The organism is Stagnimonas aquatica (assembly GCF_003730135.1).
GTDB lineage: Bacteria > Pseudomonadota > Gammaproteobacteria > Nevskiales > Nevskiaceae > Stagnimonas > Stagnimonas aquatica.
In genome coordinates this window covers 1-26,242 of record NZ_RJVO01000001.1, presented here as the reverse complement: position 1 = coordinate 26,242, position 26,242 = coordinate 1, and the positions used below count along the sequence as shown (strand labels likewise).

The following is a 26,242-nucleotide window of genomic DNA, read 5'->3' as shown; positions in this document are numbered from 1 at the left end:
ACATCTGGGTACCAGTGCCCGCGTGCGGAGTATCGGCGCTGGTCCTGCCGGGCCGGCGGCCGATGCCGGCTAGCCGCCTCCAGCAGTTCCGCGCGCAACAGCCACTCTGGGTGCAGGCGGCGGCCCTGCTGTCGCTACTGAGCGTGCTGGCCGCGCTGTGGCTGTCCTTGCAATCGCTGTGGTCGGCGCAGCAGCTGCAGGTGCGGATCAACCGTGCCTGGGCATTGGAGTCCGCGCAGCGCCAATTGCTTCCGATACTCGAGACCGGAACCGACGCCGCCCTGGAGACCGCGTTGCAGGGCCTGCTGCAAGGTGCCGACCTCGGTTTTCGCTACCTGGCGGTGCTGGATGCCGATGGGCAGGCGCTGATCGCTCGCGGCCGTTACGAGTCGATCAATCGCAGCCGCTGGCTGTCGGCGCCGGCGCGCAGCCGGCTGCGCCTCGCGCTCTACAACAGCTTCGGCGAAACCGGCCGCATCAGCCTCAACGACGGCGAGCGCCGCCTGGGTTCGCTGGAATACGCCATCGGTGCCAACACCGCCCACCTGGTCCGCGACGAGGCGGTGGAGCGTCTCTATCGACTGGGTTTCTACGGTGCCGTGCTGGCGCTGCTGTTCGGCGGTGCCAGCCTGTTGCTGCTGCGCGCTCTGTGGCCGCCGGCGGCCACGCTGTCGAGGCGGCTGACCGCCGCGCCGACCGGCGGTGCCGACAAGCCTGCGCCGCCGCCCCTCGCCGCGCTGGCGATGCCGGGCGAAGAAGCCTACGACCAGATGCAGATCGGCATGCTGCTGGTGGATGCCGAGCAGCGGGTGCGAGCGATCAACGCCACCGCCAGTCGTCTCACCGGCTGGTCGGCGAGCGACGCCATAGGGCAGCTGATCTACACCGTGTTTCACCTGCGCGACGCGCAGGGCCAGCCGCTGGCCAGCCCGGCGGAACGCTGTCTGCGCGAGCACAGCGGGCAAGCCAGTCAGCAGCTGCGGCTGCGGCCACGCGGCGGCAGTCTGAGCGAGCAGCACGTCGAAGCCAGCGCCTGTCCTCTGCCACTGGCCGATGGTGGGCAGGGCGCGTTGATGCTGTTCCGCGACATCAGCGCGGTAGTGGCCGAGCGTCGGCGCCAGGAGCAGCGTGCCGCGCTCGCCGAGGGGATCGTCGATCACCTCGCCGAAAGCGTGCTGACCACCGATCTTCAGGGTGTAATTCAGTCGGCCAACGCCCGCGCCCTGCGCCTGTTCGGCTACACCGAGGAGGAGATGTCGCGGATGACGGTGCCGCGTCTGCTGCCAGTACCGTTCATGAATACCCCGGGCCTCAAGCTCACTGACTACGTCGCTGCCGGCAGTGGGCGCATGCCCAAGCTGGCTGGCTGGCGCAAGGACGCCACCACCTTCCCGGCGGAACTGCTGGTGGAGGTGATGCCGGGTGATGATCAGGAGCGACTGGTGGTGGTGGTGCGCGATATCAGCGAGCGCTTGCGCAGCCAGGGTCTGGCCCAGCGTCTGGGGCGGTTGCTGGATGCCGCCGGCGAGGAGATTTACGTCTTCGACGCGCAGTCCCTGTACTTCATCGAGGTCAACAAGGGCGCCCGCCGCAATCTCGGCCTCAAGCCCGAGCAGCTGGCGCGGATGAGTCTGAGCAGCATCGCCACCGATCTCGACCCTGCCGCCCTGCAAGGCTATCTGTCGAAGCTGCGTGGCGGCGACAGCGACCACGTCAGCTACAAGACCCGGCACCGCCGCCAGGACGGCAGCAGCTACCCGGTGGAAGTGCGGCTGTCGTTCTCGCGCGAGGAAGAGCCGCCGGTGTTCATGGCCATCGCGCTCGACATCACCGAGCGCGAGGCCGCCGAAAAGCAGATGCGCCAGCTGGCGCATTTCGACAGTCTCACCGGCCTGCCCAATCGCACCCTGCTGGTGGACCGTCTGCAGCAGGCGATGCGGGTCGCTGCGCGCGGGGATCGTCAGCTGGGGCTGTTCTTTCTCGGTCTCGACGACTTCAAGGCCATCAACGAACGCCATGGCCATGCCGTCGGCGACCAGATCCTGCGTGCGGTCGCCGACCGTCTGGGCAGCGGTCTGCGGGTCGCCGATACGGTGTCCCGTCTCGGCGGTGACGAGTTCGTGGTGCTCGCCCAGGGTGTTCGTGACACCGACGAGGCGCTGCTGCTGGCGGAGAAAATCCAGGAGCAGCTGCGGGTGCCGATGGAGGTCCGTGGACAGCGCTTTCCGCTCAGCGCCAGCATCGGCATCAGCCTCTCGCCCCTGGATCCCGCCGATGCCGAAGGACTGTTGCGGCATGCCGATCTGGCGATGATCCAGGCCCGACGGCAGGGGCCGGGACAGGTGCGTCTGCATCCGCTCGATCACCCCGAAACCCCTGACGGCGAACAGCCGCCGGACCTGTCCCGCGACATCCACGCCGCCCTGGAGGCCGGGGAGATCCAGCTGCGCCTGCTGCCGGTGTTTGGTGTCGATGATTCGGTGGTAGCCGCCGAGGCGGATTTCTGCTGGCAGCACCCGCGCCACGGCGACATCGGCTCCGAGGAAACCCTGCGCGCCGCGCGCCGCCTGGGCCTGAACTCGGTGATCGAATCCTGGTTGCTGCGCGAGGTGTTGCGGCTGCAAAGCCCCAATCAGGCGCAGGCCCTGCCAGCCTTGCCGATCCTGTTGCCGCTGACTGCCCGGCAGTGGCGTGATCCGGAGTTCGCCGAGCGTCTGCGGGAACTGCTGGAGCAGTTCCGGGTGCCACCGTCGCAGCTGATTCCGCTGATCGAAGGCGAGGACTGGCCAGACGCGGTCGACTCCCTGCCCATGCTGTGGTCGCGGCTGCTGCGCCAGGGACTACGCCTGGCGGTGCGCCGCCCGGCACTCGATGCCGTGCTGGAGTCGGTCGCCCTGCTGGTGCTGCCGGCGGAAGCGGCCGCTGGCGGCAGTCAGGATGAGGCCAGCCTGGAGCGCATCCGCCGCTACGCCAGCGCTGGCCGGCCGTTACTGCTGGAGGGTTTGGGCGCCGGCCAGTCGCGGCAACGCTTTCAGCAGGCGGGCGTCAGCTACTTCTGCAGCCCGGCCTTGCAGGCCCCGCTGTCCGCAGTGCAGTTCATGGCCCGCTACGGCGGCCGGCCGCTGAAGCCGCTCTAGTCGGGCGGTCCGGGGTCTTCCCGATCACCTCCGCCCCGGCAATCGGCAGAGGCCAGCCTGCCGCCGCTTGGCGCCAGCTCCGCTCAGGCCTTCTTGTCGGTGAGTCGCAGCAAGCCTTCCTGCGCCACGCTCGCAACCAACCGCCCCCGCCGATCAAACACCTGGCCGCGGGTCATGCCGCGCGCGCCCTGTGAGGTCGGCGAATCCATCGAGTACAGCAGCCAGTCGTCGACGCGCAGATCGCGGTGGAACCACAGCGCGTGGTCCAGCGAGGCCACCACCATGTCCGGCGAGTACCAGCTCTTGCCGTGCGGGCGCAGCGCGGTGCCGATCAGGTTGAAGTCGCTGGCGTAGGCCAACAGGCAGCGGTGCAGGATGGGGGCGTCCGGCAGGTTCTGGCCGATGCGGAACCAGATCGCCTGGCGCGGCTCGGTGACGTTGGGCTTGAGCGGGCTCCAGGGGTAGACCGGACGGAACTCCAGCACTTCGGCGCGCTTGAGCGAGGCGAGGATGCGCGGGTGCACCTCGCCGGCCTCGGCGATCCACTGCGGGATCAGCTCGGCGGTGGAGCGCAGCGATTCCGGCGGCGGCACCTCGGGCATCGTCACCTGGTGCTCCAGGCCGTCTTCCGGCACCTGGAAGGAGGCGATCATCGACAGGATCGGACGACCGTGCTGGATCGCCTGCACGCGGCGGGCGCTGAAGCTGCCGCCGTCGCGGATGCGGTCCACCTCGTAGACGATGGGCGCGTTCATGTCGCCGGGCAGCAGGAAGTAGGCGTGCAGCGAGTGCGGCATGCGGCCTTCGATGGTGCGGGTGGCGGCGACGATGGCCTGGCCGATCACCTGGCCGCCGAACACGCTGCGGCCGCCGAGGTCGCGGGAACGGCCTCGGAACAGATTGAGTTCCAGGGTTTCCAGATCAAGCTGGGCAACCAGCTCGCGCAGGAAGGTTTCGGGTGTGGTCTTGGGGCTGTCGTCGCTCATCGTGTGCTGAAATGGCGGAAATGAATGCCCCCATTATCGCGGCTGCCCGCCGTTCCTGCCGATGAATTGCCGCCCGGCTTGCGGTGCCTGCTGCATCGCGCTGTCGATCTCCTCGCCGATGCCGCTGCACCCGCAGGGCAAGCCGGCGGGTGTGCGCTGTGGACACCTCACCGAGGATCTGCGCTGCGCGATCTTCCACGAGCCGACCCGGCCGCGCGTCTGCGCCAGCTTAAGACCCGAGCCGGAGATGTGCGGTGACAGCCGCGAGCACGCGCTGGTCTGGATCGCCGAACTGGAACGCCAGACCCTGCCAGCGCCGCCGCGCTGAACTAACTCAGGGCAACAGGCCGGCGCGCCACTTCAGATAGTCGGCGGCGCACTGCTGCGGCTGCTCGACCATCGGCAGATGGCCGACGCCGGGCAGCAGGATGGAAGTGGAGTTGGGCATCAGCCCGCGCAGCACGCTGGCGCCGGAGGGGTGCAGGATGCGGTCCTTGCTGCCCCAGACGATCAGCGCCGACAACTGCGCCGCCGGGCTGTTGCCGAGCACGGTTTCCTGCGGCGGCGAGACGCCGTAGAGCTGCTGGCGGATCTGCTCGTGCAGCAGGGCATTGGCGGCGGCGCGGGCGGTCATGGTCTTGCGCACGAAGCCGGGCAGGGGCGGCGCGCTGCCGAACACCCAGTTGAGCCGGGCGTCGAATTCGGCGCGGTCGTGCACTACCAGAGGCAGGGCGCCGCCGGCCTCCATGAACTGCACCATCTCGCTCTTGTCGGCGTTGGCGACGCCGGCCGGGGCCAGCAGCCAGAGGCTCAGCACCGCGTCGGGATGCGCCGCAGCATAGGTGCTGGCGATCCAGCCGCCCATGCTGTTGCCGCCCAGATGCAGCTTGCTGATGCCCAGTTGCTGCAAGAGCCGGTGCAGGCGCTCGGCCTGCTGCGGCACGGTATAGCCGGCGCTGATCGGCGGTTGGTCGCTATCGCCGAAGCCGATCAGGTCGGGGATGAGAACCCGCTGGGTCTGGGTCAGCGTGCGGGCGACGCGGGTCCAGTTGTCCTTGTCGCCGCCGAAGCCGTGGATCAGCACCAGCGGTGGCGCCGTGTCGCCGTCCGGCCCGCCTTCCAGCAGCACCCAGTCGAGGCCATCGACCGTCACCCGCCGCTCGTGCAGGCCGGAGGCGCGGCGCTCGGCCTGGATCGCCAGGCCGGTGGCGGTGTCCGGCGCCAGCCAGGCCAGGCCGGCCACGCCGCCGAATACCAGCAGCGGCACCAGCAGTGCCAGCCACAGCAGTTTCTTCGCCATGTTTCTAGAGTCTCCCCTGCATGATGTCCTGCTCCTGCGTGTGCAGGGCCTTGCCTTCGGCGAGCCGGCGGCTACGCCAGCCGACCCGCACGCCCACGTCGGGACGGGTGTCGCTGGTCAGGGTCAGTTCCAGGGTTTCGCCAGTCGCCAGTCGCACCGGTTCCAGCAGCGGCAGATAAACCTGATCCCAGTGGGTGGCAGGCGCGCTGGGGGCCGTCGAGAGGCTGATGCCGGGCACCAGCTCGGCCTCCCACCACAGCGCCCAGCCGTAGACCGTCGCTTCGCCAAGCGGCTTCGCCGACCAGTGCAGGCTTTGCCGGCGCAGCGAGGGCGCCGGTTCGGCGTCGGCGCGGAACTCCAGACGGTCCCAGACCTTGGCCAGCGCCTCGTCACCACCGAGGTCGGCGGTGTCGATGCGGCGCACGTACATGTTGTTGAGGCTCACCCGCCGGGCTTCGTCGAGGCGGATGCCGAAACCGACCTTGGGCCAGATGTCGATCTCGTCCTGAAGGCGCGGGCTCAGCACCGGGGCGACGAACTGCCGCAGGCCGCAGGGGATCAGCACGCCGTTCTTCTTCAGGTAGCGGCGGGCGTCGGCCAGGGTTTCCAGCAGGCCTTCTTCCAGCGCGTAGTTGCCGAGGGTTTCCGAGACCACCACGTCGACCTTGGGCGGCCGCTTCAACTCCGCCGAATGGCCCTGGATGAAGCTCAGGCCGTCGATGCGGTTCTGCCGCGCCAGCTCCTGGGCCAGGTTCAGGGTGTCGGTGTACTCGATCAGCGTGCAGTGCGTAGCGCCCAGTTGCCGTGCCAGGAAGGACAGAAAGCCGGTGCCCGCGCCGAGATCGGCGACCGTGCTCTTGCCCGGCACGATCACCGACTTCAGCGCGGCATGGAAGGCGGCGTTGCGGGCCTCGTCGCCCAGCAGCTTGCGGTGCAATTCGATTTCGCTCATGTCAGCAATTGTCTCTCATAGTGGACAATGCGCGCCCCATGAAGCTGCCCGACTACCCCGCGCTCGAAGCTCTGCCCGCCTTGCGGGCGGCGCTGCGCGCGGCCGGCCGGGCGGTGCTGGCGGCGCCTCCGGGCTCGGGCAAGACCACCACCATCCCGCTGGCCCTGCTCGACGAACCCTGGCTGGCCGGCAAGAAGATCGTGCTGCTGGAGCCGCGCCGGGTGGCGGCGCGCGCCGCTGCCGCGCGCATGGCGGCCCTGCTGGGCGAGAAGGTGGGTGGCCGGGTGGGCTACCAGATCCGCTTCGAGCGCCGCATCGGCCCGGAGACCCGCATCGAGGTGGTCACCGAGGGTCTGCTCACCCGCCGCCTGCAAGCGGACCCGGAACTGCCGGGCGTGGGTCTGGTGATCTTCGACGAGTTCCACGAGCGCAGCCTCGATGCCGACCTCGCGCTGGCGCTGGCGCTGGATGCCCGCGACAACCTCAACCCCGAGCTGCGCCTCCTGGTGATGTCGGCGACGCTGGATACCGAGCGGGTTGCGCAACTGCTGGCTGACCCCTTGCTCCCTCTGTCGTCTGCGGGAGAGGCTGGGGGCGTTCCTGCGACGATGGCTGCGACGCCCCCCTCCCAGCCTCCCCCTGCAGGCGGGGGGAGGGGCATTGTCCCAGCGCCCATCATCACGGCCGGCGGCAGCCTGTACCCGGTGGACATCCGCTACCGGCCCGCACGCCCGGAGGCCGCGCACGACGAGGCAGTGGCGGCGCTGGTCAGCAACGCCTTGGCCGAAACCGAGGGCGACATCCTGTGCTTCCTGCCCGGCGCCCGCGAGATTCGCGGCGTTGAGCGGCGGGTGAGCGAGCGCTACCGCGAGCTGGCGATCCGGCCGCTATACGGCGAGCTGTCCAGCGACTTGCAGGACCTGGCCCTGCGCCCCAACGCCGAGGGCCGGCGCAAGCTGATCCTCGCCACCAACATCGCCCAGACCTCGCTGACCGTCGAGGGTGTGACCACGGTGGTCGATGGTGGGCTGGTTCGCGCGGCCCGCTTCGATCTCGGCGCTGGCGCCAATGTGCTGGAGACGCGGCGGGTGTCGCGCGCCTCCGCCGACCAGCGTGCCGGCCGCGCCGGTCGCCTCGGGCCGGGCACCGCCTACCGGCTGTGGTCGCAGGAGCAGCACGGCCGCCTGGTGGCGCACGACACCCCGGAAGTCCTCGCCGCCGACCTCAGCCGCTTCGCGCTGGAACTGGCCGGCTGGGGCATCGCCGATCCGGCCGCGCTTCGGCTGCTGGACGCACCGACCGCCGCCAACTGGAGCTATGCCCGCGAGTTGCTGCTGGCAATGGGCGCCATCGACGCCCAGGGCAGGATCACTGCGCACGGTCGCCAACTGGCGCGCCTGCCGACCGCGCCGCGCCTGGCGCATCTGCTCTTGCAGGGGCAGGCGCGCGGGCAGGGCGAGCTGGCGGCATGGCTGGCGGCGGCGCTGGAGGAGCGCGAGGCCGATGGCGGCAGCGATGCCGGCGAGCGCGTCGCCCGTTTGCGCGCCGGCCGTGGCGATCCGGGTCAGTTGCGGCGGGTGCAGGACTCGGTGCGGCAGTTCCTGCGGCTGCTGGAATCTCCCTCCCCCGCAAGCGGGGTAGGGGCGGGGAGTGGGCGTTCCACGCCGGAGCGTTCCCCGCAGGCAGCGGCAGGAGAGGAAGCGGTCGCGGTACTGCTCTCTCATGCCTTTCCCGAGCGTCTGGCGCGCCGCCGCGAGGGCAGCCGCGACAGCGGCCGCCAGCAGCGTGAGGTGGCCTTCCTCTGCGCCGACGGCGGCGAGGCGCGGCTGCCGGAAACCGATCCGCTGGCGCGCGCCGACTGGCTGGCCATCGCGCACTGGAGCGTCGAAGGCAATCAGCGTCGCATCCGCCTCGCCGCGCCGCTGGACGAGGCGCAGTTGCGCGCCGAGCACGGCGGCCGTCTGCGTCGCGAGGCGCTGGTGCGCTGGGATGCCGGCCTTGGCGCTGTGCAGGCCGAGCAACAGGAGCGTCTGGGCGCTCTGGTGCTGTCGGCGCGGCCGTTACGCGAGCCCGATGCCGCCGCGCGCGAACAGATCCGCGCCGCGCTGATCGCCGGCATCCGCGCCACCGGCCTCCATGCGCTGCCCTGGAGCGAGGGCGCGCGTGGCTGGCAGGCGCGGGTGGAGTCGCTGCGCCACTGGCAGCCCGAGGCCGGCTGGCCGGAGGTCAGCGACCCGGCCCTGCTGGCGAGCCTGGAAGACTGGCTCTCGCCCTATCTGGACGGCATGAGCCGCCTGAGTCACCTCGACAAGCTGGATCTGATGGGCGCGCTTCAGGCCCAGCTCGACTACCCGCAGCAGCAGGCGCTGTCGCGGCTGGCGCCGACCCATCTGACCGTGCCCAGCGGCAACCGTCACGCACTCAGCTACACGCCGGGGCAGGCGCCAGCGCTGGAGGTGAAGTTGCAGGAAATGTTCGGCGCCAGCGACACCCCGACGGTCTGCGATGGCCGGGTGAAGGTGGTGCTGCACATGCTCTCACCGGGGAGGAAGCCCATCGCCATCACCGCCGATCTCGCCGGCTTCTGGGCGCGCAGTTACTTTGAGGTCAAGAAGGATCTGCGTGGCCGTTATCCGCGCCATCCCTGGCCGGACGATCCGCTGGCCGCCCAGGCCACGGCGCGGGCGAAGCCCAGAGGCACCTGATCGGCCTGTTCTCCCGTAAACCCAAGGCCCTGGATCGCGAGTTCCCGTCATGACCACCCTCATCCGTTACGCCGTTCCCGCCGATGCCGCCGCCATCGCGGCGATCTATGCGCCCTACGTCAGCGACACCGCCATCACCTTCGAGATCGACCCGCCACCGGATGCGGCCGAGATGGCTAGGCGTCTGGAAACAGTGATGGCCCGCTTCCCCTGGCTGGTGGCCGAGCGCGAGGGGCGGGTGCTGGGCTATGCCTATGCCAGCGAACACCGCAGCCGCGCCGCCTATCGCTGGGGTGTGGACGTCGGCATTTATCTGGCGCCGGAGGCGCATCGGCGGGGGCTGGGACGGCAGCTCTACCTGCGTCTGTTTCACATCCTGCGGGCGCTGGGCCTGTATCACGCCTACGCCGGCATCACCTTGCCGAACGCCGGCAGCGTCGGCCTGCACGAGGCCTGCGGGTTCTCGCTGGTGGGCATTTACCGCCGGGTCGGGTACAAGTGCGCCGCCTGGCATGACGTCGGCTGGTGGCAACTGGCCTTGCAGACGCATTTCGATCACCCGGCAGAGCCGCGCGCGTTCGCGGCACTGTCCCCGGCCGAGCGGCAGGCGCTGCTCGTCGCTCCCCTCTAAGAGAACCCCTTTCCCGTGCTGACCATCAAGAACCTCACCCTCCGCTTCGGCGGCCCGCCGCTGCTCGACCGCGTCAGCCTGGTGGTGGAGCGCGGCGAGCGGGTCTGCGTGCTCGGACGCAACGGCGAGGGCAAGTCCACGCTGTTGCGGATCATCGCCGGCACCCAGGTGGCGGACGATGGCGAGGTGATCAAGGCGCCCGGCATGCGCATCGCCGAGATGCCGCAGGACATCCCGGCCAGCCTGCCGGGTACGGTGCGCGACGTGGTCGCCAGCGGCCTGGGCGAGATCGGTCAGGTGCTGGCCGAGTACCACCATCTGCTGGCCGAGTCCGAGCACGCGGAGCCGAAGCGCCTGGACCAGATCCTGGAGCGCATGGGCAAGCTCCAGGGCCGGCTGGACGCTGGCGATGGCTGGACGCTGGACGCGCGCGTCGAGGCCATCGTCACCCGCCTGGAACTGCCGGGCGACACCCTGTTCAACGATCTTTCCGGCGGCTACAAGCGCCGCGCTCTGCTGGGCCGGGCGCTGGCGCTGGAGCCGGATCTGCTGCTGCTCGACGAACCCACCAACCACCTCGATCTCGACAGCATCGCCTGGATCGAAAATTTCCTGCTGTCCTGGCCGGGGGCGCTGCTGTTCATCACCCACGACCGCGCCTTTCTGCGCCGGCTGGCGACCCGCATCGTCGAACTGGATCGCGGCCAGTTGAGCAGCTGGCCCGGCGACTACGACAACTATTTGCGCCGACGCGAGGAGCGCCTGGCCTCCGAGGCCAAGACCCAGTTCGAGTTCGACAAGAAGCTGGCGCAGGAGGAGGTCTGGATCCGCAAGGGCATCCAGGCCCGGCGCACCCGCGACATGGGCCGCGTTGGCCGCCTGATGGAGATGCGCCGGCAGTACGCCGAGCGGCGCAACCTGCAAGGCAAGGCGGAGTTCATCGTCCAGGAGGCGGCGGCCTCCGGCAAGCTGGTGGCCGAGGCCAAGAATGTTGGCTACGCGGTCGGCGGCCGCACCATCCTGCGCAACGTCTCGCTCAACGTCATCCGTGGCGACAAGATCGGCATCATCGGTCCCAATGGTGCTGGCAAGACCACCCTGCTGAACCTGCTGCTGGGGCGGCTGGAGCCGACCTCCGGCGAGCTGAAGACTGGCACCAATATCGAGGTCGCCTGGTTCGACCAGATGCGCGCCACGCTCGATGAGAACAAGCCAGTCTGGGAGAACATCGCCGGCGGCAAGGAGTTCGTCACCATTGGCGAGGGCGAAAACGCCAAGCGCAAGCATGTGATGGGCTATCTGCAGGAATTCCTGTTCACGCCCGACCGCGCGCGCAGCCCGACGCGGGTGCTGTCCGGCGGTGAGCGCGCGCGTTTGCTGCTGGCGCAGTTGTTCAGCCAGCCCGCCAACCTGCTGGTGCTCGACGAACCGACCAACGATCTCGACGTCGAGACCCTGGACCTGCTCGAAGACCTGCTGCTGGATTTTGCCGGCACCGTGCTGGTGGTCAGCCACGACCGTGCCTTTCTCGACAACGTCGTCACCCGCACCCTGGCTTTCGAGGGTGGTGGGCGGGTGGCGGAGTACATCGGCGGCTACAGCGACTGGCTGCGTCAGCGGCCGGCGGTGGCAGCGGCGGCGCCTGCCAGCAAGCCGACGGCGCGGCCCGAGGTGCCGGTGGCGGCTGTCGCGCCTCCCCAGGCCGGTCCTGCGCTGAGTTCCAAGGAGAAGCGCGAGTTGCAGGAGTTGCCCGCACGCATCGAGAAGCTGGAGGCCGAGATTGCCCGGCTCGGCGAGTCTCTGGCCGATCTCTACGGCCGCGAGCCGGCCAAGGCCATCGAGGTTCAGAAGCGGGTATCGGTCCTCAACGAGGAGCTGAGTGGCGCCTACCAGCGCTGGGAGCGCCTGGAAGCCCACAAAAGCCTCTGAAATCCGTCGCGACGGCTTGACAAAACTGGGGGTCCCCCCGGAGAATCTCGGGCTCGTTTGCTGGAGGGATACTCAAGCGGCCAACGAGGGCAGACTGTAAATCTGCTGACTTATGTCTACGAAGGTTCGAATCCTTCTCCCTCCACCATTTTTACCAGTTGTTTGTTGATTTTCTGGCGGTCCCGGCGGGTGTAGTTCAATGGTAGAACTTCAGCCTTCCAAGCTGATAGCGTGGGTTCGATTCCCATCACCCGCTCCAGCAGAAGCAGTATTCAGCAAAGCTCACATAGCTCAGTCGGTAGAGCACTTTCTTGGTAAGGAAGAGGTCATCGGTTCGATTCCGATTGTGAGCACCACTTTTTAATGACAGTTCTTTGATTTAGACGCGGAGCGCAGCGATGGCCAAGGAAAAGTTTTCCCGTAACAAGCCGCACGTAAACGTGGGCACGATTGGTCACGTTGACCATGGCAAGACCACGACGACGGCGGCGCTGACCAAGGTGTCGTCGGACAAGTACGGCAACACCAAGTACGTGGCGTATGACGAAGTGGCGAAGGCTTCTGAGAGCCAGGGCCGTCGTGACTCGACCAAGATTCTGACGATTGCGACCTCGCACGTGGAATACGAAACCGAGAACCGTCACTACGCGCACGTTGACTGCCCTGGGCACGCCGACTACGTCAAGAACATGATCACCGGTGCTGCGCAGATGGACGGCGCGATTCTGGTGGTGTCCGCGACGGACGGCCCGATGCCGCAGACCCGCGAGCACGTGCTGCTGGCCAAGCAGGTGAACGTCCCCAAGATTGTCGTCTGGCTGAACAAGTGCGACCTCGTTGACGACGTCGAGCTGCTCGACCTGGTCGAGATGGAAGTGCGCGACCTGCTCGCCAAGTACGGCTTTGACGGCGACAACACCCCGGTGATCCGTGGCTCCGCCACCCAGGCCATCAAGGGCGATGCCGAAGGCATCGCCAACCTCCAGAAGCTCTACGACGCTCTGGACACCTGGATTCCCGAGCCGCAGCGCGAAACCGACAAGCCCTTCCTGCTGCCGGTGGAAGACGTGTTCTCCATCTCCGGTCGTGGCACCGTCGCCACCGGCCGTATCGAGCGTGGCGTGGTCAAGGTGGGCGAAGAAGTCGAGATCGTCGGCTTCCGCGACACCGCCAAGACCATCATCACTGGCGTTGAGATGTTCCGTAAGCTGCTCGACCAGGGCCAGGCCGGTGACAACGTCGGTCTGCTGCTGCGCGGCACCAAGAAGGAAGACATCGAGCGCGGCCAGGTGCTGTGCAAGCCGGGCAGCATCAAGCCCCACACCAAGTTTGAGGGTGAGGTGTACGTGCTGACCAAGGAAGAAGGCGGCCGTCACACCCCGTTCTTCAACAACTACCGTCCGCAGTTCTACTTCCGCACCACCGACGTGACCGGTAGCTGCCAGCTGAAGGCCGGCACCGAGATGGTGATGCCGGGCGACAACGTGGCGATGACGGTGGAACTGATCGCCCCGATCGCGATGGAAGAGCAGGTCCGCTTCGCCATCCGTGAAGGCGGTCGTACCGTCGGCGCGGGCGTGGTGACCAAGATCCTGGCCTGAGAATCCTTCAAGTCCATCGCGAGATGGATTGACAGGTTTTCGAAGGGGCGCGTATCATCGCGCCCCTTTTGGTTTTGCTGGTTTTATTTTTCTGGCTGTGATCTTGGTTGTTTTGCCGGTTTGCGAGGGCTGCAGGGGGATAGCTCAATTGGTAGAGCGTCGGTCTCCAAAACCGAAGGTTGGGGGTTCGAAGCCCTCTCTCCCTGCCATTCGCAACGGCTAAGCAACTGGATCATGGTTCATCACCGGGTGTCATGATGGAATCCCAAGCCCTTGAGGCTGGTTCTCCCCGCAAGGATCAGGCTCTGCTGGCGCTCGCCGCCATCCTGTTCGCCGGCGGACTGTTCGCCTTCTACTACTTTGAAGCCGAGCTGCCGACCGTGGTTCGGGTGCTGCTGCTGCTGGCCGCTGTGGGTGCCTCTGCGGCCGTGGGTTACCGCACGGCGACCGGTCAGGCGGTATGGGGCGCCATTGCGGGTGCCCGTACCGAGCTGCGCAAGGTGGTGTGGCCGACCCGCCAGGAAAGCGTGCAGACCACGCTGATGATCGCGGTGGTGGTGCTGATCATGTCGCTGCTGATGTGGGGGCTCGATGGTGCGCTCCTGTTCGGCGTCGAAAAACTCACTGGCCGGGGCTAGTTCATGACTATGCGTTGGTATGTCGTGCATGCGTACGCCCAGTACGAAAACAGCGTGGCCAAGGCGCTCAAGGAGCGTATCGGCCGTGCCGGGCTGAATGAGCAGTTTGGTGAGATCCTGGTGCCGACCGAGGAAGTGGTCGAGATCAAGGATGGCCAGAAGCGCACCACCGAGCGCAAGTTCTTTCCGGGTTACGTCTTCGTCAACATGGAAATGAACGAAGACACCTGGCACTTGGTCAAGTCCACGCCGAAGGTGCTGGGCTTCATCGGTGGCACGGCGGAAAAGCCGGCGCCGATTTCCGACAAGGAAGCCAACGCCATCCTCAACCGCGTCGAAGAAGCGGTCGAGCGGCCCAAGCCCAAGACCCTGTTCGAGCCGGGTCAGCAGGTCCGTGTCAACGACGGTCCGTTCGCCGACTTCACCGGTGTGGTCGAAGAGGTCAACTACGAGAAGAACCGTCTGCGCGTGGCGGTGCTGATCTTTGGCCGCTCGACGCCGGTGGAGCTGGAGTTCTCGCAGGTCGAGAAGACCTAAAAATCCTTTCGCGGCGGCTTTAGATGGCCGTCGCGGATTGCGGTGAGTTTGTCGCGGAATCATTTCTCCCTTCACGCCTGTCCGGGCGCGAAGGGTTTCACAGGGGAGCCGCCAGTGCAGAAGCTGGGGCGTTCGTACCCAAACCAGGAGCGTTAGATGGCCAAGAAAGTACAGGGCTACGTCAAGCTGCAGGTGCCAGCGGGCAAAGCCAATCCCTCTCCCCCGATCGGTCCCGCGCTGGGCTCGCAGGGCGTCAACATCATGGCGTTCTGCAAAGAGTTCAATGCGGCCACCCAGAAGCTGGAAGTCGGCATGCCGATTCCGGTGGTGATCACCGTCTATTCGGACAAGTCCTTCACCTTCGTGATGAAGACGCCGCCGGCGACCTTCTTCATCAAGAAAGCGCTCGGCCTGGAGTCCGGTTCCTCGAACCCGAACACCAAAAAGGTCGGCAAGATTTCCCGCAGTCAGCTCGAAGAGATCGCCAAGGCCAAGTGGCCGGATCTCACCGCTGCCGACATGGATGCCGCTGTTCGCACCATCGCCGGTTCCGCCCGCAGCATGGGCGTCGATTCCGAGCTGAAGTAAGGGGAAGACCATGAAGCAGACCAAGCGCGAAAAGCTGTTCGCCTCCAAGGTGCAGGCCGGCAAGAGCTACCCCATCGAGCAGGCGCTCGACATTCTCAAGGCGTGCTCCACCGCCAAGTTCAAGGAGTCGGTGGACATCGCCGTCAACCTGGGCATTGATCCCAAGAAGTCCGACCAGAACGTCCGTGGCTCCACCGTGTTGCCGCACGGCAACGGCAAATCGGTGCGGGTGGCGGTGTTCACCCAGGGCGCCAAGGCTCAGGAAGCCAAGGACGCCGGTGCCGATGCCGTCGGTATGGACGACCTTGCCGCCGCCATGAAGGGTGGCGACCTGAACTATCAGGTGGTGATTGCCTCGCCGGACGCCATGCGCGTTGTCGGTTCTCTCGGCCAGGTGCTGGGCCCCCGTGGCCTGATGCCGAACCCGAAGACCGGCACGGTCACGCCGGACGTGGCTGGCGCGGTGCGCAATGCCAAGGCCGGTATGGCCAAGTTCCGCGCCGACAAGGCCGGCATCCTGCACGCCTCCGTGGGTTCCGCCGACTTCGAGAAGTCGAAGCTGATCGAGAACCTGCTGGCGGTGGTCCGCGACATCCGCAAGGCCAAGCCGGCCTCGGCGAAGGGCGTCTACTTCAAGAAGCTGACGCTCTCCACCACCATGGGCCCCGGCATCATCGTCGACCTGTCGAGCCTGCCGGAGTGAGGTGGGCATAGGTGAATGTCCAGCGGACATTCACCTCGGCGGACCGGCAAGCCGAGCAAGGCTTGCCGAGCCGCCGCAGCAGCAGGGCCGAGGTTGGTGGGCCAAGGAATTCGGCGGCGAAAGCCGCTTGTAAAAGAACTTTGTTGTGTGGCTCCAAGCCACATCATCAAAGACCGTCAGTGCTCCAGGGCGTTGTTGGCCCAAGGGCTTAAAGGCTGAAACGCCGCTGCCGCAGATGGTGTGACCCGAACGCCGCCACAAGCGGAAGAAGGAAGCACCGAAAGGCCGGAGGATTCCAACTAACCGTGGATGAATCCGATTTCGTAGTTAGCACCAGGAGTTAAACAAGTCCCATGCCGCTCAAGCTGGAAGACAAGAAGGTCCTGGTTGCGGAAGTCAACGACGTTGCCAAGCGCGCGCTCTCGGCGGTTGCCGCCGAGTACCGCGGCCTGACGGCCGGCAAGTTTGACGCCCTGCGCAGCAAGGCCCGTGACAACGGGATCTATCTGCACGTGGTGAAGAACACGCTGGCCCGCAAGGCGGTTGAAGGTACTCAGTTCGAGTGCCTGATCCCGGCGCTGGTCGGTCCGCTGGTGCTCGGTTTCTCGCTCGAGGATCCGGGTGCTGTCGGCCGCGTCATCAAGGACTTTGCCAAGGAAAACGACAAGCTGGTCGTGAAAGCGCTGGCCGTCGGCGGAACGCTGTACCCCGCCTCGGACATCGACCGCCTCGCCTCGCTGCCCACCAAGGATCAGGCCATCGCCCTGCTCCTGGGCACGATGAAGGCCCCGATCGGCAGCTTCGTCCGCACCCTGGCCGAGCCCACCGCCAAGTTTGTCCGCACGGTCCAGGCCGTCGCCGACAAGCAGGGCGAGTAAGGACTCTCCGCATCCTCTCCGCTGTACCCAACAAACTACTTTTGGAGTTTCAAAATGTCCCTCAGCAATCAGGAAATCCTTGACGCGATCGCCGCCAAGTCCGTCATGGACATCGTCGAGCTGGTCAAGATGATGGAAGAGAAGTTCGGCGTGTCCGCCGCTGCTGTCGCCGTCGCCGCTGGCCCCGCTGCCGGTGCCGCCGCCGCCGCCCCGGTGGAAGAGAAGACCGAGTTCACGGTCGTCCTCTCCGCCATCGACGCCGCCAAGAAGGTCAACGTGATCAAGGTTGTCCGCGAGATCACCGGCCTCGGCCTGAAGGAAGCCAAGGACCTCGTCGAAGGCGCTCCGCAGACCGTGAAGGATGGCGTCAACAAGGCTGACGCTGCCGCCCTCAAGGCCAAGCTCGAAGAGGCCGGCGCCAAGGTTGACGTCAAGTAAGACCTTGCACCGACTCGCTAGCTGCGATTCAAGCAAAAGGCTGGGGGCTGCAATGCCCCCGGCCTCTTGCCGTTTTTGCTTTCCCCAAATTGTTGTTGGTAGTACCTGAAGAAATTCGGTGGTTTGCGGTCTGAGCCCGACTCAGAGCGCAAACCACCGCATTGCTGACGGTGCGGATTGATTCATTAGACGAGGATTACGACCGATGGCCTACTCGTTCACCGAGAAAAAGCGCATCCGCAAGGATTTCCGCAAGCAGACGGAGACGATGGAAGTCCCCTTCCTGCTCACCACCCAGATCGACTCCTACCGGGAGTATCTGCAGGCCGAGACGCAGCCCTCCAAGCGCAAGGACATTGGCTTGCAGGCCGCGTTCAAGTCGGTGTTCCCGATGAACGCCTACAACGGCTCCGCCGCTCTGGAGTTCGTCAAGTACCGCCTGGAAGAGCCGATCTTCGACGAGAAGGAGTGCCGCATCCGTGGCCTCACCTACTCCGCACCGCTCAAGGTCACCACCCGCCTGGTGATCTTCGACCGCGAGTCGAAGGAGAAGAAGGTGAAGGATGTCCGTGAGCAGGAGGTCTACATGGGCGAAGTGCCGCTCATGACCGACAACGGCACCTTCATCATCAACGGCACCGAGCGCGTCATCGTCAGCCAGTTGCACCGTTCGCCGGGCGTGTTCTTCGACCACGACCGTGGCAAGACCCACTCTTCCGGCAAGCTGCTGTACAGCGCCCGCATCATCCCGTACCGCGGCTCCTGGCTGGACTTCGAGTTCGACCCCAAGGACAACCTGTTCGTGCGTATCGACCGTCGCCGCAAGCTGCCGGCGACGATCCTGCTGCGCGCGCTGTCCTTCGACAACCAGAAGATGCTCGAAACCTTCCACGAGCAGAACCGCTTCACCCTCACCCCCGAGGGCGCCGAGCTGAGCCTGGTCGCCGAGCGTCTGCGCGGCGAAACCGCGCAGTTCGACATCGTTGCCAAGGGCAAGGTGCTGGTGGAAGAGGGCAAGCGCATCACCGCCCGCCACATCAAGCTGATCATCGAAGCCGGCCTGAAGAGCCTGGCGGTGCCAGACAGCTATCTGCTGGGCAAGATCGTCTCCCACGATGTCATCCACCCGGACACCGGCGAAGTGCTGGCTGCCGCCAATAGCGAGCTGAAGCAGGATCTGCTGACCAGCTTCCGCAGCGCCGGCATCAAGGAACTGCGCACGCTCTACGTCAACGACCTCGACAAGGGTCCGTACGTCTCCACCACGCTGCAGATCGACCCGACCAAGACCCGCCTCGAGGCCCTGGTCGAGATCTACCGCATGATGCGTCCCGGCGAGCCGCCGACCAAGGACGCCGCCGAGACCCTGTTCGCCGGCCTGTTCTTCAGCGCCGACCGCTACGACCTCTCGGCCGTGGGTCGCATGAAGTTCAACCGCCGTCTGCGTCGCGACTCGGTAACTGGTCCGGGCGTGCTCGACACCGAGGACATCCTGTCGGTCATGAAGGAGATCATCGCCATCCGCAACGGCGAAGGTCAGACCGACGATATCGACCATCTCGGCAACCGCCGCATCCGCGCGGTGGGCGAAATGACCGAGAACGTGTTCCGCACCGGTCTGGTCCGCGTCGAGCGCGCGGTGCGCGAGCGCCTGGCGCTGGCGGAAGCCGACAACCTCACCCCGCAGGACCTCATCAACGCCAAGCCGGTGGGCGCGGCGATCAAGGAGTTCTTCGGCTCCAGCCAGCTGTCGCAGTTCATGGACCAGAACAACCCGCTGTCGGAGGTCACGCACAAGCGTCGCGTGTCCGCCCTCGGCCCGGGCGGTCTGACCCGCGAGCGCGCCGGCTTCGAAGTCCGCGACGTGCACCCGACCCACTACGGCCGCGTCTGCCCGATTGAAACGCCGGAAGGCCCGAACATCGGTCTGATCAACTCGCTGGCCTGCTACGCGCGCACCAACGAGTACGGCTTCCTGGAAACCCCTTACCGCCGGGTCACCGACGGCAAGGTCACCGACCAGATCGACTACCTGTCGGCCATCGAAGAAGGCCGCTACGTGATCGCCCAGGCGAACTCGGAGCTGGACAAGGGCGGCAAGCTGACTTCCGAACTGGTGTCGGTCCGCTTCCAGAACGAATTCACCATGATGACGCCCGACAAGGTCCAGTACATGGACGTGTCGCCGCGCCAGATCGTCTCGGTTGCCGCCGCGCTGATTCCCTTCCTGGAACACGACGACGCCAACCGCGCCCTCATGGGTTCGAACATGCAGCGTCAGGCGGTCCCGACCCTGCGCGCCGACAAGCCGCTGGTCGGCACCGGCATGGAAAAGCGCGTTGCCGTCGACTCCGGCAATGCCATCGTCGCCAAGCGTGGCGGCGTGGTCGACAAGGTCGACGCCGGCCGCGTGGTGATCCGCGTCAACGACGAAGAGACCATCGCTGGCGAAGCCGGCGTGGACATCTACAACTTCGTCAAGTACACCCGCTCCAACCAGACCACCTGTATCAACCAGCGCCCGATCGTGAAGCCGGGCGAGGTGGTGGCGCGTGGCGACGTGATCGCCGACGGCCCGTCCACCGACCTCGGTGAACTGGCGCTCGGCCAGAACATGCTGATCGCCTTCATGCCCTGGAACGGCTACAACTTCGAAGACTCCATCCTGCTCAGCGAGCGGGTGGTGGAAGAGGATCGTTTCACCACGATCCACATCGAAGAGCTGACCTGCGTGGCGCGCGAGACCAAGCTGGGCTCGGAAGAAATCACCGCCGACATCCCCAACGTCAACGAGTCGGCCCTGCGTCGCCTCGACGAGTCGGGCATCGTCTACATCGGTGCCGAAGTGAAGGCCGGTGACATCCTGGTCGGCAAGGTCACGCCCAAGGGCGAGACCCAGCTGACGCCGGAAGAGAAGCTGCTGCGCGCGATCTTTGGCGAGAAGGCCTCGGACGTGAAGGACACCTCGCTGAAGGTGCCGGCCGGCACCGACGGCACGGTCATCGACGTGCGCGTGTTCACCCGCGAAGGCGTCAAGAAGGACAAGCGCGCGCTCGCCATCGAGGAAGCCGAACTGGCCTCGGTCCGCAAGGACTTGAACGACCAGATGCGCATCTTCGAGGAAGACATCTACGACCGCGTGCGTCGCCTGCTGACCGGCAAGGTCGCTGACGGCGGCCCGATGAAGCTGAAGAAGGGCACGACCATCGACAGCGCCTACCTCGACGGCCTCGAGCGCGAGAAGTTCTTCGAAGTGCGCCTGGCCGACGACCTCGCCCAGGAGCAGCTGGAAGCCGCCGCCAAGCAGCTGAAGGAAATGCGCGTCGAGTTCGACAAGCGCTTCGACTCCAAGAAGCGCAAGATCCAGCAGGGCGACGAGCTGCAGCCCGGCGTGCTGAAGATGGTCAAGGTCTATCTCGCCGTGCGCCGCCGCATTCAGCCGGGCGACAAGATGGCCGGCCGTCACGGTAACAAGGGCGTGGTGTCGATGATCGTTCCGGTCGAAGACATGCCGCATCTGCCGGACGGCACCCCGGTGGACATCGTGCTCAACCCGCTGGGCGTGCCTTCGCGCATGAACATCGGTCAGTTGCTCGAAGTCCATCTCGGCTGGGCCGCGCGCGGCCTGGGCCACAAGATCGACGCCATGATCCGCCAGCAGAAGGCGGTCGCCGAACTGCGCAAGTTCCTCGGCAAGATCTACTCGCTGGGCCGTGGCGTCGGCGCCAACCTCGACGAGATGAACGACGCCGAAATCGTCACCCTCGCGCACAACCTGGTGAAGGGCGTGCCGATGGCGACGCCGGTGTTCGACGGTGCCGCCGAGAGCGAGATCAAGGACCTGCTCGAACTCGCCGGCCTGCCGCGCACCGGCCAGGCCCAGCTCACCGACGGCCGTACCGGCGAGCAGTTCAGCCGCCAGGTCACCGTCGGCTACATGTACATGCTCAAGCTCAACCACCTCGTCGACGACAAGATGCACGCGCGTTCGACCGGCCCGTACTCGCTGGTCACCCAGCAGCCGCTGGGCGGCAAGGCGCAGTTTGGCGGTCAGCGCTTCGGGGAGATGGAAGTCTGGGCGCTGGAAGCCTACGGCGCGGCCTACACGCTGCAGGAAATGCTCACGGTCAAGTCCGACGACACCAACGGTCGCACCAAGATGTACAAGAACATCGTGGACGGCGATCACAAGATGACGGCGGGCATGCCGGAGTCCTTCAACGTGCTGGTGAAGGAAATCCGCTCGATTGGCTTGAACATCGAGCTGGAACAGAACCAGTAAGGCCCCGGCGAAACGAATCAGGAGTAACCCATGAAAGACCTTTTCAATTTCATCAAGCCGCCGGAAGAGTTCGAGGACTTCGACGCCATCAAGATCGGCCTGTCGTCACCGGAAACGGTGCGCAGCTGGTCCTTCGGCGAAGTGAAGAAGCCGGAAACCATCAACTACCGCACCTTCAAGCCGGAGCGTGACGGCCTGTTCTGCGCCAAGATCTTCGGACCGATCAAGGACTACGAGTGCCTGTGCGGCAAGTACAAGCGCCTGAAGCACCGTGGCGTGGTCTGCGAGAAGTGCGGCGTGGAAGTCACCGTCGCCAAGGTGCGCCGCGAGCGCATGGGCCACATCGAGCTGGCCAGCCCGGTCGCCCACATCTGGTTCCTGAAGTCGCTGCCCAGCCGTATCGGTCTGCTGCTCGACATGCCGCTGCGCGCCATCGAGCGGGTGCTGTACTTCGAAGCCCACATGGTCGTTGACCCGGGCATGACCCCGCTGGAAAAGGGCCAGCTGCTGACCGAAGAGGACTACCTCGAAGCGGTCGAGAAGTACGGCGACGACTTCGATGCCCGCATGGGCGCCGAGGCCGTGCACGACCTGCTCAAGCACATGAACCTGGAGGCCGAGACCCTCAAGCTGCGCGAGGACATCGCCGCCACCGGTTCCGACACCAAGATCAAGAAGCTCGGCAAGCGCCTGAAGCTGATCGAATACCTCATCAGCTCCAAGAACAAGCCGGAGTGGATGGTGTTCACGGTGCTGCCGGTGCTGCCGCCGGACCTGCGTCCGCTGGTGCCGCTGGACGGTGGCCGCTTCGCGACCTCCGACCTCAACGATCTGTACCGCCGCGTCATCAACCGCAACAACCGCCTCAAGCGGCTGCTGGAGCTGACCGCGCCGGACATCATCGTGCGCAACGAAAAGCGCATGCTGCAGGAATCTGTTGACGCCCTGATCGACAACGGCCGTCGCGGCCGCGCGATCACCGGCACCAACAAGCGCGCCCTCAAGTCGCTCGCCGACATGATCAAGGGCAAGCAGGGCCGCTTCCGCCAGAACCTGCTCGGCAAGCGCGTCGACTACTCCGGCCGTTCGGTCATCGTGGTCGGCCCGACGCTGAAGCTGCACCAGTGCGGTCTGCCCAAGAAGATGGCGCTGGAGCTGTTCAAGCCCTTCGTGTTCAGCCGTCTGCAGCGCCTGGGCATCGCCACCACCATCAAGGCGGCGAAGAAGATGGTGGAGCGCGAGGAGCCGGCGGTGTGGGACGCGCTGGAAGAGTGCATCAAGGAGCACCCGGTTCTGCTGAACCGCGCGCCGACCCTGCACCGTCTCGGCATCCAGGCCTTCGAGCCGATCCTGATCGAAGGCAAGGCCATCAACCTGCATCCGCTCGTCTGCACGGCGTTCAACGCCGACTTCGACGGTGACCAGATGGCCGTGCACGTCCCGCTGAGCCTCGAAGCGCAGCTGGAAGCGCGCGTGCTGATGATGGCGACCAACAACATCCTGTCGCCCGCCAACGGCCAGCCGATCATCGTCCCCTCGCAGGACGTGGTGCTCGGTCTGTACTGGATGACCCGTGAGCGTCTGGCCGCCAAGGGCGAGGGCATGGTCTTCAGCGACCTCGCCGAAGTCCACCGCGCCTACGAGAACGGCGTCGTCGATCTGCAGGCCAAGATCAAGGTGCGCCTGAAGGACTTCGACGAGGTCGCGGGCGCCCAGGTGACCCGTCTGATCGAGACCACCACCGGCCGCGCCCTGCTGTCGGAAGTGCTGCCCGAGAAGATCCCGTTCAGCGTCATCAACAAGACCCTGACCAAGAAGGAAGTCGGCCGCGTGCTCGACGCGGTGTACCGCCGCGCCGGCGCCAAGGACACCGTGGTGTTCGCCGACCAGTTCATGTACGCCGGCTTCCGCATGTCCACCCGCTCGGGCATCTCCTTCTGCATCGACGACATCATCGTGCCGGACGAGAAGGCCAAGCTGCTGGAAGTGGCCGAGGACAAGGTCAAGGAAATCGACAACCAGTACCAGCAGGGTCTGACCACCCAGACCGAGCGCTACAACCAGGTGGTCGACATCTGGTCGAAGGCCAACGACGACGTCGCCAAGGCGATGATGGCGCGCATCGGCAAGGAGAAGGTCACCCTCAAGGACGGCAGCCAGGCCGAGCAGCCGAGCTTCAACTCGGTGTTCATGATGGCGGACTCCGGTGCGCGTGGTAGCGCCGCCCAGATCCGTCAGCTCGCCGGTATGCGTGGCCTGATGGCCAAGCCCGACGGCTCGATCATCGAAACGCCGATCACCGCGAACTTCCGCGAAGGCCTCAACGTTCTGCAGTACTTCATCTCCACCCACGGTGCCCGTAAGGGTCTGTCGGATACGGCCTTGAAGACCGCGAACTCGGGTTACCTGACCCGCCGTCTGGTCGACGTCGCTCAGGACGTGGTGATCACCTCGCAGGATTGCGGCACCGAACAGGGTCTGCTGATGACCCCGGTGGTGGAAGGTGGCGACGTGCTGGAACCGCTGCGCGACCGCGTGCTGGGTCGTACCGCGCTCAAGGACGTCACCAAGCCGGGCACCGAGGAAGTGATCGTCACCGAAGGCAGCCTGATTGACGAAAAGACCGCCGACCTGCTCGACAAGCACGGCGTCGACGAGATCTGGGTGCGCAGCTCCATCACCTGTGAAATGCCCTTTGGCGTCTGCGCCAAGTGCTACGGCCGCGACCTCGCGCGCGGTCACCAGGTGAACATCGGCGAAGCGGTCGGCGTCATCGCCGCGCAGTCGATCGGTGAGCCGGGTACCCAGCTGACCATGCGTACCTTCCACGTCGGCGGCGCGGCTTCGCGTGCGGCGGCGGCGGACGGTGTCGACGCGCGTGCCGCCGGTACCATCCGTGAGCACAACGTCAAGACCGTGAAGCACAAGGACGGCCACCGCGTGGCGGTGTCGCGTACCGGCGAACTGGGCGTGGTCGATGCCCAGGGTCGTGAGCGCGAGCGCTACAAGATGCCCTACGGCGCCACCATCCTGGTCAAGGAAGGCGATGCCATCAAGGCCGGTCAGCGTCTGGCCAAGTGGGACGCGCACACCCACCCGATCGTTACCGAAATCGCCGGTCGCGTGCGCTTCAAGGACTTCGAGGACGGCATCACCGTCACTCGCGAGACCGACGACATCACCGGCATGTCTACGCTGGTGATCACCGAGCCCAAGACCCGTGGTTCGGCCGGTAAGGACCTGAAGCCGGTCATCGAACTGCTCGACGTGAACACCGGCAAGCCGCTGATGTTCCCGGGCACCGAGATCCCGGCCGCCTACGCGCTGCCGCCCAAGGCCATCGTCAGCATCGAGGACGACGGCGAAGTGGGCGTCGGCGACGTCATCGCCCGTCTGCCGCAGGAATCCGCCAAGTCGCGCGACATCACCGGCGGTCTGCCGCGCGTTGCCGACCTGTTCGAGGCACGCAAGCCGAAGGACCCGGCGGTGCTCGCCGAGGCCAGCGGCACCATCAAGTTCGGCGCGCCCACCAAGGGCAAGCAGCGCATCAAGATCGTGCTGCCGGACGGCGAAGAGGTCGAGCAGCTGGTGCCGAAGTGGACGCAGATCACCGTGTTTGAAGGTGAGCACGTCGAGCGCGGCGAGCAGATCTCCGACGGCGAGCCGAGCCCGCACGACATCCTGCGTCTGCAGGGCGTCACCGCGCTGGCGAACTACCTGGTGAAGGAAATCCAGGACGTGTACCGCCTGCAGGGCGTGCGCATCAACGACAAGCACATCGAGACGATCATCCGTCAGATGCTCCGCAAGGTGGAGATCACCGAAACCGGTGACACCCGCTTCCTGCAGGGCGAACAGGCGGAAATCTTCCACGTGCTGTCCGAGAACCGGAAGATCAAGGGCAAGGGCGAGCGCCCGGCGAAGTTCGACCGTCAGCTGCTGGGCATCACCAAGGCCTCGCTGTCGACCGAGAGTTTCATCTCCGCCGCCTCGTTCCAGGAAACCACCCGCGTGCTCACCGAGGCCTCCGTGCGCGGCAGCCGCGACGAGCTGCGTGGTCTGAAGGAGAACGTGATCGTCGGCCGTCTGATCCCGGCCGGTACCGGTCTGGCGCATCACGAGCAGCGTCGCCGCATGCGCGGCGGCAGCTTGCTCGAAGATCTGCAGACCGCGCGCAACTCGACGCCGATCACCGACATCTTCACCGCCGAGCGTGGCGAGTCCCGCGACAGCGACGATGCCGACGACGAAGCCGAGGCGGGCTCCGAGGAGTAGACGCTGTTGTGGTGCAGAAAGGCCGGGCATTGCCCGGCCTTTCTGTTTCTGGCGCCGGCGCTTGTTGCTGTTGCGCCGCCACCCGCATCGGTGGCCGGGCGCTGTGGCCTAGCTGTCGTTTCTCACCACGTTATTCAGTGATTGAGAAGTTGATTGGGGATTCTGCTGAGCGGTGGTTTCCCGTGGAGCGCGGCATGAGGTCTGCACTGGTTGTAGTGACTGACCCACGTTGGCAGTGCCGCATTACGCAGGTCTGAGGTGTCGTAGGACTGCGCGTAAGCCCACTCCCGCAGCAAGGTTTGTTGGTGCGTGGCGTATAGGGCCGGGTGCGCTTGTGTTTGATCCTCAGCCGTCGGCAGGCTTTGGCGAAGGTCTTTGAGCGATAGGCCGAGCCGTTATCGGTGAGCACCCGCTCCACCCGCACGCCGAGGCCTCTGAGCCAACGCAGGGCGCGCAGCAGGAAGCGAGTGGTCGTGCCTTGCTTCTCATTCGGCAGCACTTCGACGTAGGCCAGCCGAGAGGCGTCATCCACGCAGACGTGGATGCACTCTTTGCCTGCTTTGGGCGTGTCTTGTCGGCGGTTGCCCGTGACCCGGTGTCCGGGCTGCGCAAAGCGGCCCAAGGTCTTGATGTCGAGGTGGATCATCGAGCCGGGATACGGA

The 26,242-nt window shown here is 66.1% G+C and carries 18 protein-coding genes, 4 tRNA genes and 1 pseudogene; 18 read left to right on the top strand and 5 right to left on the bottom strand.

The window, feature by feature from the left end:
- The first annotated feature begins 62 nt into the window (after positions 1 to 62).
- The gene (locus ED208_RS00105) at positions 63 to 3,137 is read left to right on the top strand and encodes a diguanylate cyclase domain-containing protein (protein WP_123209832.1); all 3,075 of its coding nucleotides are present in this window, start codon (positions 63 to 65) and stop codon (positions 3,135 to 3,137) included.
- An 83-nt stretch (positions 3,138 to 3,220) separates the two neighbouring features.
- On the opposite strand, the gene tesB is transcribed toward ED208_RS00105, so the two are convergent.
- Positions 3,221 to 4,123, bottom strand: a complete 903-nt coding sequence (tesB, locus tag ED208_RS00100; RefSeq protein ID WP_123209831.1) for an acyl-CoA thioesterase II — start codon at positions 4,121 to 4,123, stop codon at positions 3,221 to 3,223.
- A gap of 61 nt (positions 4,124 to 4,184) precedes the next feature.
- Between tesB and ED208_RS16920 the strand changes: the two genes are divergently transcribed.
- A complete protein-coding gene (locus ED208_RS16920) occupies positions 4,185 to 4,451 on the top strand; it encodes a YkgJ family cysteine cluster protein (RefSeq protein WP_148044647.1) in 267 nt (88 codons plus the stop codon).
- Between the two features lie 6 nt (positions 4,452 to 4,457).
- On the opposite strand, the gene ED208_RS00095 is transcribed toward ED208_RS16920, so the two are convergent.
- The gene (locus ED208_RS00095) at positions 4,458 to 5,423 is read right to left on the bottom strand and encodes an alpha/beta fold hydrolase (protein WP_123209830.1); all 966 of its coding nucleotides are present in this window, start codon (positions 5,421 to 5,423) and stop codon (positions 4,458 to 4,460) included.
- A 4-nt stretch (positions 5,424 to 5,427) separates the two neighbouring features.
- The gene (locus ED208_RS00090) at positions 5,428 to 6,375 is read right to left on the bottom strand and encodes a methyltransferase domain-containing protein (RefSeq protein WP_123209829.1); all 948 of its coding nucleotides are present in this window, start codon (positions 6,373 to 6,375) and stop codon (positions 5,428 to 5,430) included.
- 38 nt (positions 6,376 to 6,413) lie between these two features.
- Between ED208_RS00090 and hrpB the strand changes: the two genes are divergently transcribed.
- The 16 genes from hrpB to rpoC all read left to right on the top strand — a co-directional run bounded on the left by hrpB (position 6,414) and on the right by rpoC (position 25,580).
- On the top strand, positions 6,414 to 9,080 hold the full coding sequence (hrpB, locus tag ED208_RS00085; RefSeq protein ID WP_123209828.1) for an ATP-dependent helicase HrpB: 2,667 nt from the start codon (positions 6,414 to 6,416) through the stop codon (positions 9,078 to 9,080).
- Positions 9,081 to 9,129: 49 nt separating this feature from the next.
- Positions 9,130 to 9,711, top strand: a complete 582-nt coding sequence (locus tag ED208_RS00080; protein ID WP_123209827.1) for an arsinothricin resistance N-acetyltransferase ArsN1 family B — start codon at positions 9,130 to 9,132, stop codon at positions 9,709 to 9,711.
- Positions 9,712 to 9,726: 15 nt separating this feature from the next.
- Positions 9,727 to 11,640, top strand: coding sequence for an ATP-binding cassette domain-containing protein (locus ED208_RS00075; RefSeq protein WP_123209826.1), 1,914 nt, complete (start codon positions 9,727 to 9,729; stop codon positions 11,638 to 11,640).
- 62 nt (positions 11,641 to 11,702) lie between these two features.
- Positions 11,703 to 11,788, top strand: a tRNA-Tyr gene (locus tag ED208_RS00070).
- 37 nt (positions 11,789 to 11,825) lie between these two features.
- A tRNA-Gly gene (locus tag ED208_RS00065) sits at positions 11,826 to 11,899 on the top strand.
- A gap of 21 nt (positions 11,900 to 11,920) precedes the next feature.
- Positions 11,921 to 11,996 (top strand) — tRNA-Thr (locus tag ED208_RS00060).
- Positions 11,997 to 12,038: 42 nt separating this feature from the next.
- The gene (tuf, locus tag ED208_RS00055) at positions 12,039 to 13,241 is read left to right on the top strand and encodes an elongation factor Tu (protein ID WP_123209825.1); all 1,203 of its coding nucleotides are present in this window, start codon (positions 12,039 to 12,041) and stop codon (positions 13,239 to 13,241) included.
- A gap of 133 nt (positions 13,242 to 13,374) precedes the next feature.
- Positions 13,375 to 13,450, top strand: a tRNA-Trp gene (locus ED208_RS00050).
- A gap of 48 nt (positions 13,451 to 13,498) precedes the next feature.
- Positions 13,499 to 13,879, top strand: a complete 381-nt coding sequence (gene secE / locus ED208_RS17745) for a preprotein translocase subunit SecE (protein ID WP_199720460.1) — start codon at positions 13,499 to 13,501, stop codon at positions 13,877 to 13,879.
- Between the two features lie 3 nt (positions 13,880 to 13,882).
- Complete coding sequence (gene nusG / locus ED208_RS00040; protein WP_123209824.1) at positions 13,883 to 14,416, top strand: transcription termination/antitermination protein NusG; 534 nt, start codon at positions 13,883 to 13,885, stop codon at positions 14,414 to 14,416.
- A gap of 156 nt (positions 14,417 to 14,572) precedes the next feature.
- Positions 14,573 to 15,004, top strand: coding sequence for a 50S ribosomal protein L11 (gene rplK, locus ED208_RS00035; RefSeq protein ID WP_123209823.1), 432 nt, complete (start codon positions 14,573 to 14,575; stop codon positions 15,002 to 15,004).
- A 10-nt stretch (positions 15,005 to 15,014) separates the two neighbouring features.
- Complete coding sequence (gene rplA / locus ED208_RS00030; RefSeq protein WP_123209822.1) at positions 15,015 to 15,707, top strand: 50S ribosomal protein L1; 693 nt, start codon at positions 15,015 to 15,017, stop codon at positions 15,705 to 15,707.
- 353 nt (positions 15,708 to 16,060) lie between these two features.
- Complete coding sequence (gene rplJ / locus ED208_RS00025; protein ID WP_123209821.1) at positions 16,061 to 16,585, top strand: 50S ribosomal protein L10; 525 nt, start codon at positions 16,061 to 16,063, stop codon at positions 16,583 to 16,585.
- Positions 16,586 to 16,639: 54 nt separating this feature from the next.
- The gene (gene rplL / locus ED208_RS00020; RefSeq protein WP_123209820.1) at positions 16,640 to 17,023 is read left to right on the top strand and encodes a 50S ribosomal protein L7/L12; all 384 of its coding nucleotides are present in this window, start codon (positions 16,640 to 16,642) and stop codon (positions 17,021 to 17,023) included.
- A 205-nt stretch (positions 17,024 to 17,228) separates the two neighbouring features.
- Positions 17,229 to 21,305, top strand: a complete 4,077-nt coding sequence (gene rpoB / locus ED208_RS00015; RefSeq protein ID WP_123209819.1) for a DNA-directed RNA polymerase subunit beta — start codon at positions 17,229 to 17,231, stop codon at positions 21,303 to 21,305.
- A gap of 30 nt (positions 21,306 to 21,335) precedes the next feature.
- Positions 21,336 to 25,580, top strand: a complete 4,245-nt coding sequence (gene rpoC / locus ED208_RS00010; protein WP_123209818.1) for a DNA-directed RNA polymerase subunit beta' — start codon at positions 21,336 to 21,338, stop codon at positions 25,578 to 25,580.
- A 134-nt stretch (positions 25,581 to 25,714) separates the two neighbouring features.
- Here rpoC and ED208_RS17740 read toward each other — a convergent pair whose 3' ends face one another.
- Positions 25,715 to 25,876, bottom strand: coding sequence for an integrase core domain-containing protein (locus ED208_RS17740; protein WP_366512199.1), 162 nt, complete (start codon positions 25,874 to 25,876; stop codon positions 25,715 to 25,717).
- Between the two features lie 74 nt (positions 25,877 to 25,950).
- Positions 25,951 to 26,226 (bottom strand): annotated as a pseudogene (locus ED208_RS17735) (DDE-type integrase/transposase/recombinase); the annotation flags it as partial.
- Positions 26,227 to 26,242: the final 16 nt, after the last annotated feature.

Coding starts and splice junctions, on each gene's coding strand:
- ED208_RS00105 (WP_123209832.1), top strand. CDS start 63: ATGCCGGCTAGCCGCCTCCAGCAGTTCCGCGCGCAACAGCCACTCTGG.
- tesB (WP_123209831.1), bottom strand. CDS start 4,123: ATGAGCGACGACAGCCCCAAGACCACACCCGAAACCTTCCTGCGCGAG.
- ED208_RS16920 (WP_148044647.1), top strand. CDS start 4,185: ATGAATTGCCGCCCGGCTTGCGGTGCCTGCTGCATCGCGCTGTCGATC.
- ED208_RS00095 (WP_123209830.1), bottom strand. CDS start 5,423: ATGGCGAAGAAACTGCTGTGGCTGGCACTGCTGGTGCCGCTGCTGGTA.
- ED208_RS00090 (WP_123209829.1), bottom strand. CDS start 6,375: ATGAGCGAAATCGAATTGCACCGCAAGCTGCTGGGCGACGAGGCCCGC.
- hrpB (WP_123209828.1), top strand. CDS start 6,414: ATGAAGCTGCCCGACTACCCCGCGCTCGAAGCTCTGCCCGCCTTGCGG.
- ED208_RS00080 (WP_123209827.1), top strand. CDS start 9,130: ATGACCACCCTCATCCGTTACGCCGTTCCCGCCGATGCCGCCGCCATC.
- tuf (WP_123209825.1), top strand. CDS start 12,039: ATGGCCAAGGAAAAGTTTTCCCGTAACAAGCCGCACGTAAACGTGGGC.
- secE (WP_199720460.1), top strand. CDS start 13,499: ATGGAATCCCAAGCCCTTGAGGCTGGTTCTCCCCGCAAGGATCAGGCT.
- nusG (WP_123209824.1), top strand. CDS start 13,883: ATGACTATGCGTTGGTATGTCGTGCATGCGTACGCCCAGTACGAAAAC.
- rplK (WP_123209823.1), top strand. CDS start 14,573: ATGGCCAAGAAAGTACAGGGCTACGTCAAGCTGCAGGTGCCAGCGGGC.
- rplA (WP_123209822.1), top strand. CDS start 15,015: ATGAAGCAGACCAAGCGCGAAAAGCTGTTCGCCTCCAAGGTGCAGGCC.
- rplJ (WP_123209821.1), top strand. CDS start 16,061: ATGCCGCTCAAGCTGGAAGACAAGAAGGTCCTGGTTGCGGAAGTCAAC.
- rplL (WP_123209820.1), top strand. CDS start 16,640: ATGTCCCTCAGCAATCAGGAAATCCTTGACGCGATCGCCGCCAAGTCC.
- rpoB (WP_123209819.1), top strand. CDS start 17,229: ATGGCCTACTCGTTCACCGAGAAAAAGCGCATCCGCAAGGATTTCCGC.
- rpoC (WP_123209818.1), top strand. CDS start 21,336: ATGAAAGACCTTTTCAATTTCATCAAGCCGCCGGAAGAGTTCGAGGAC.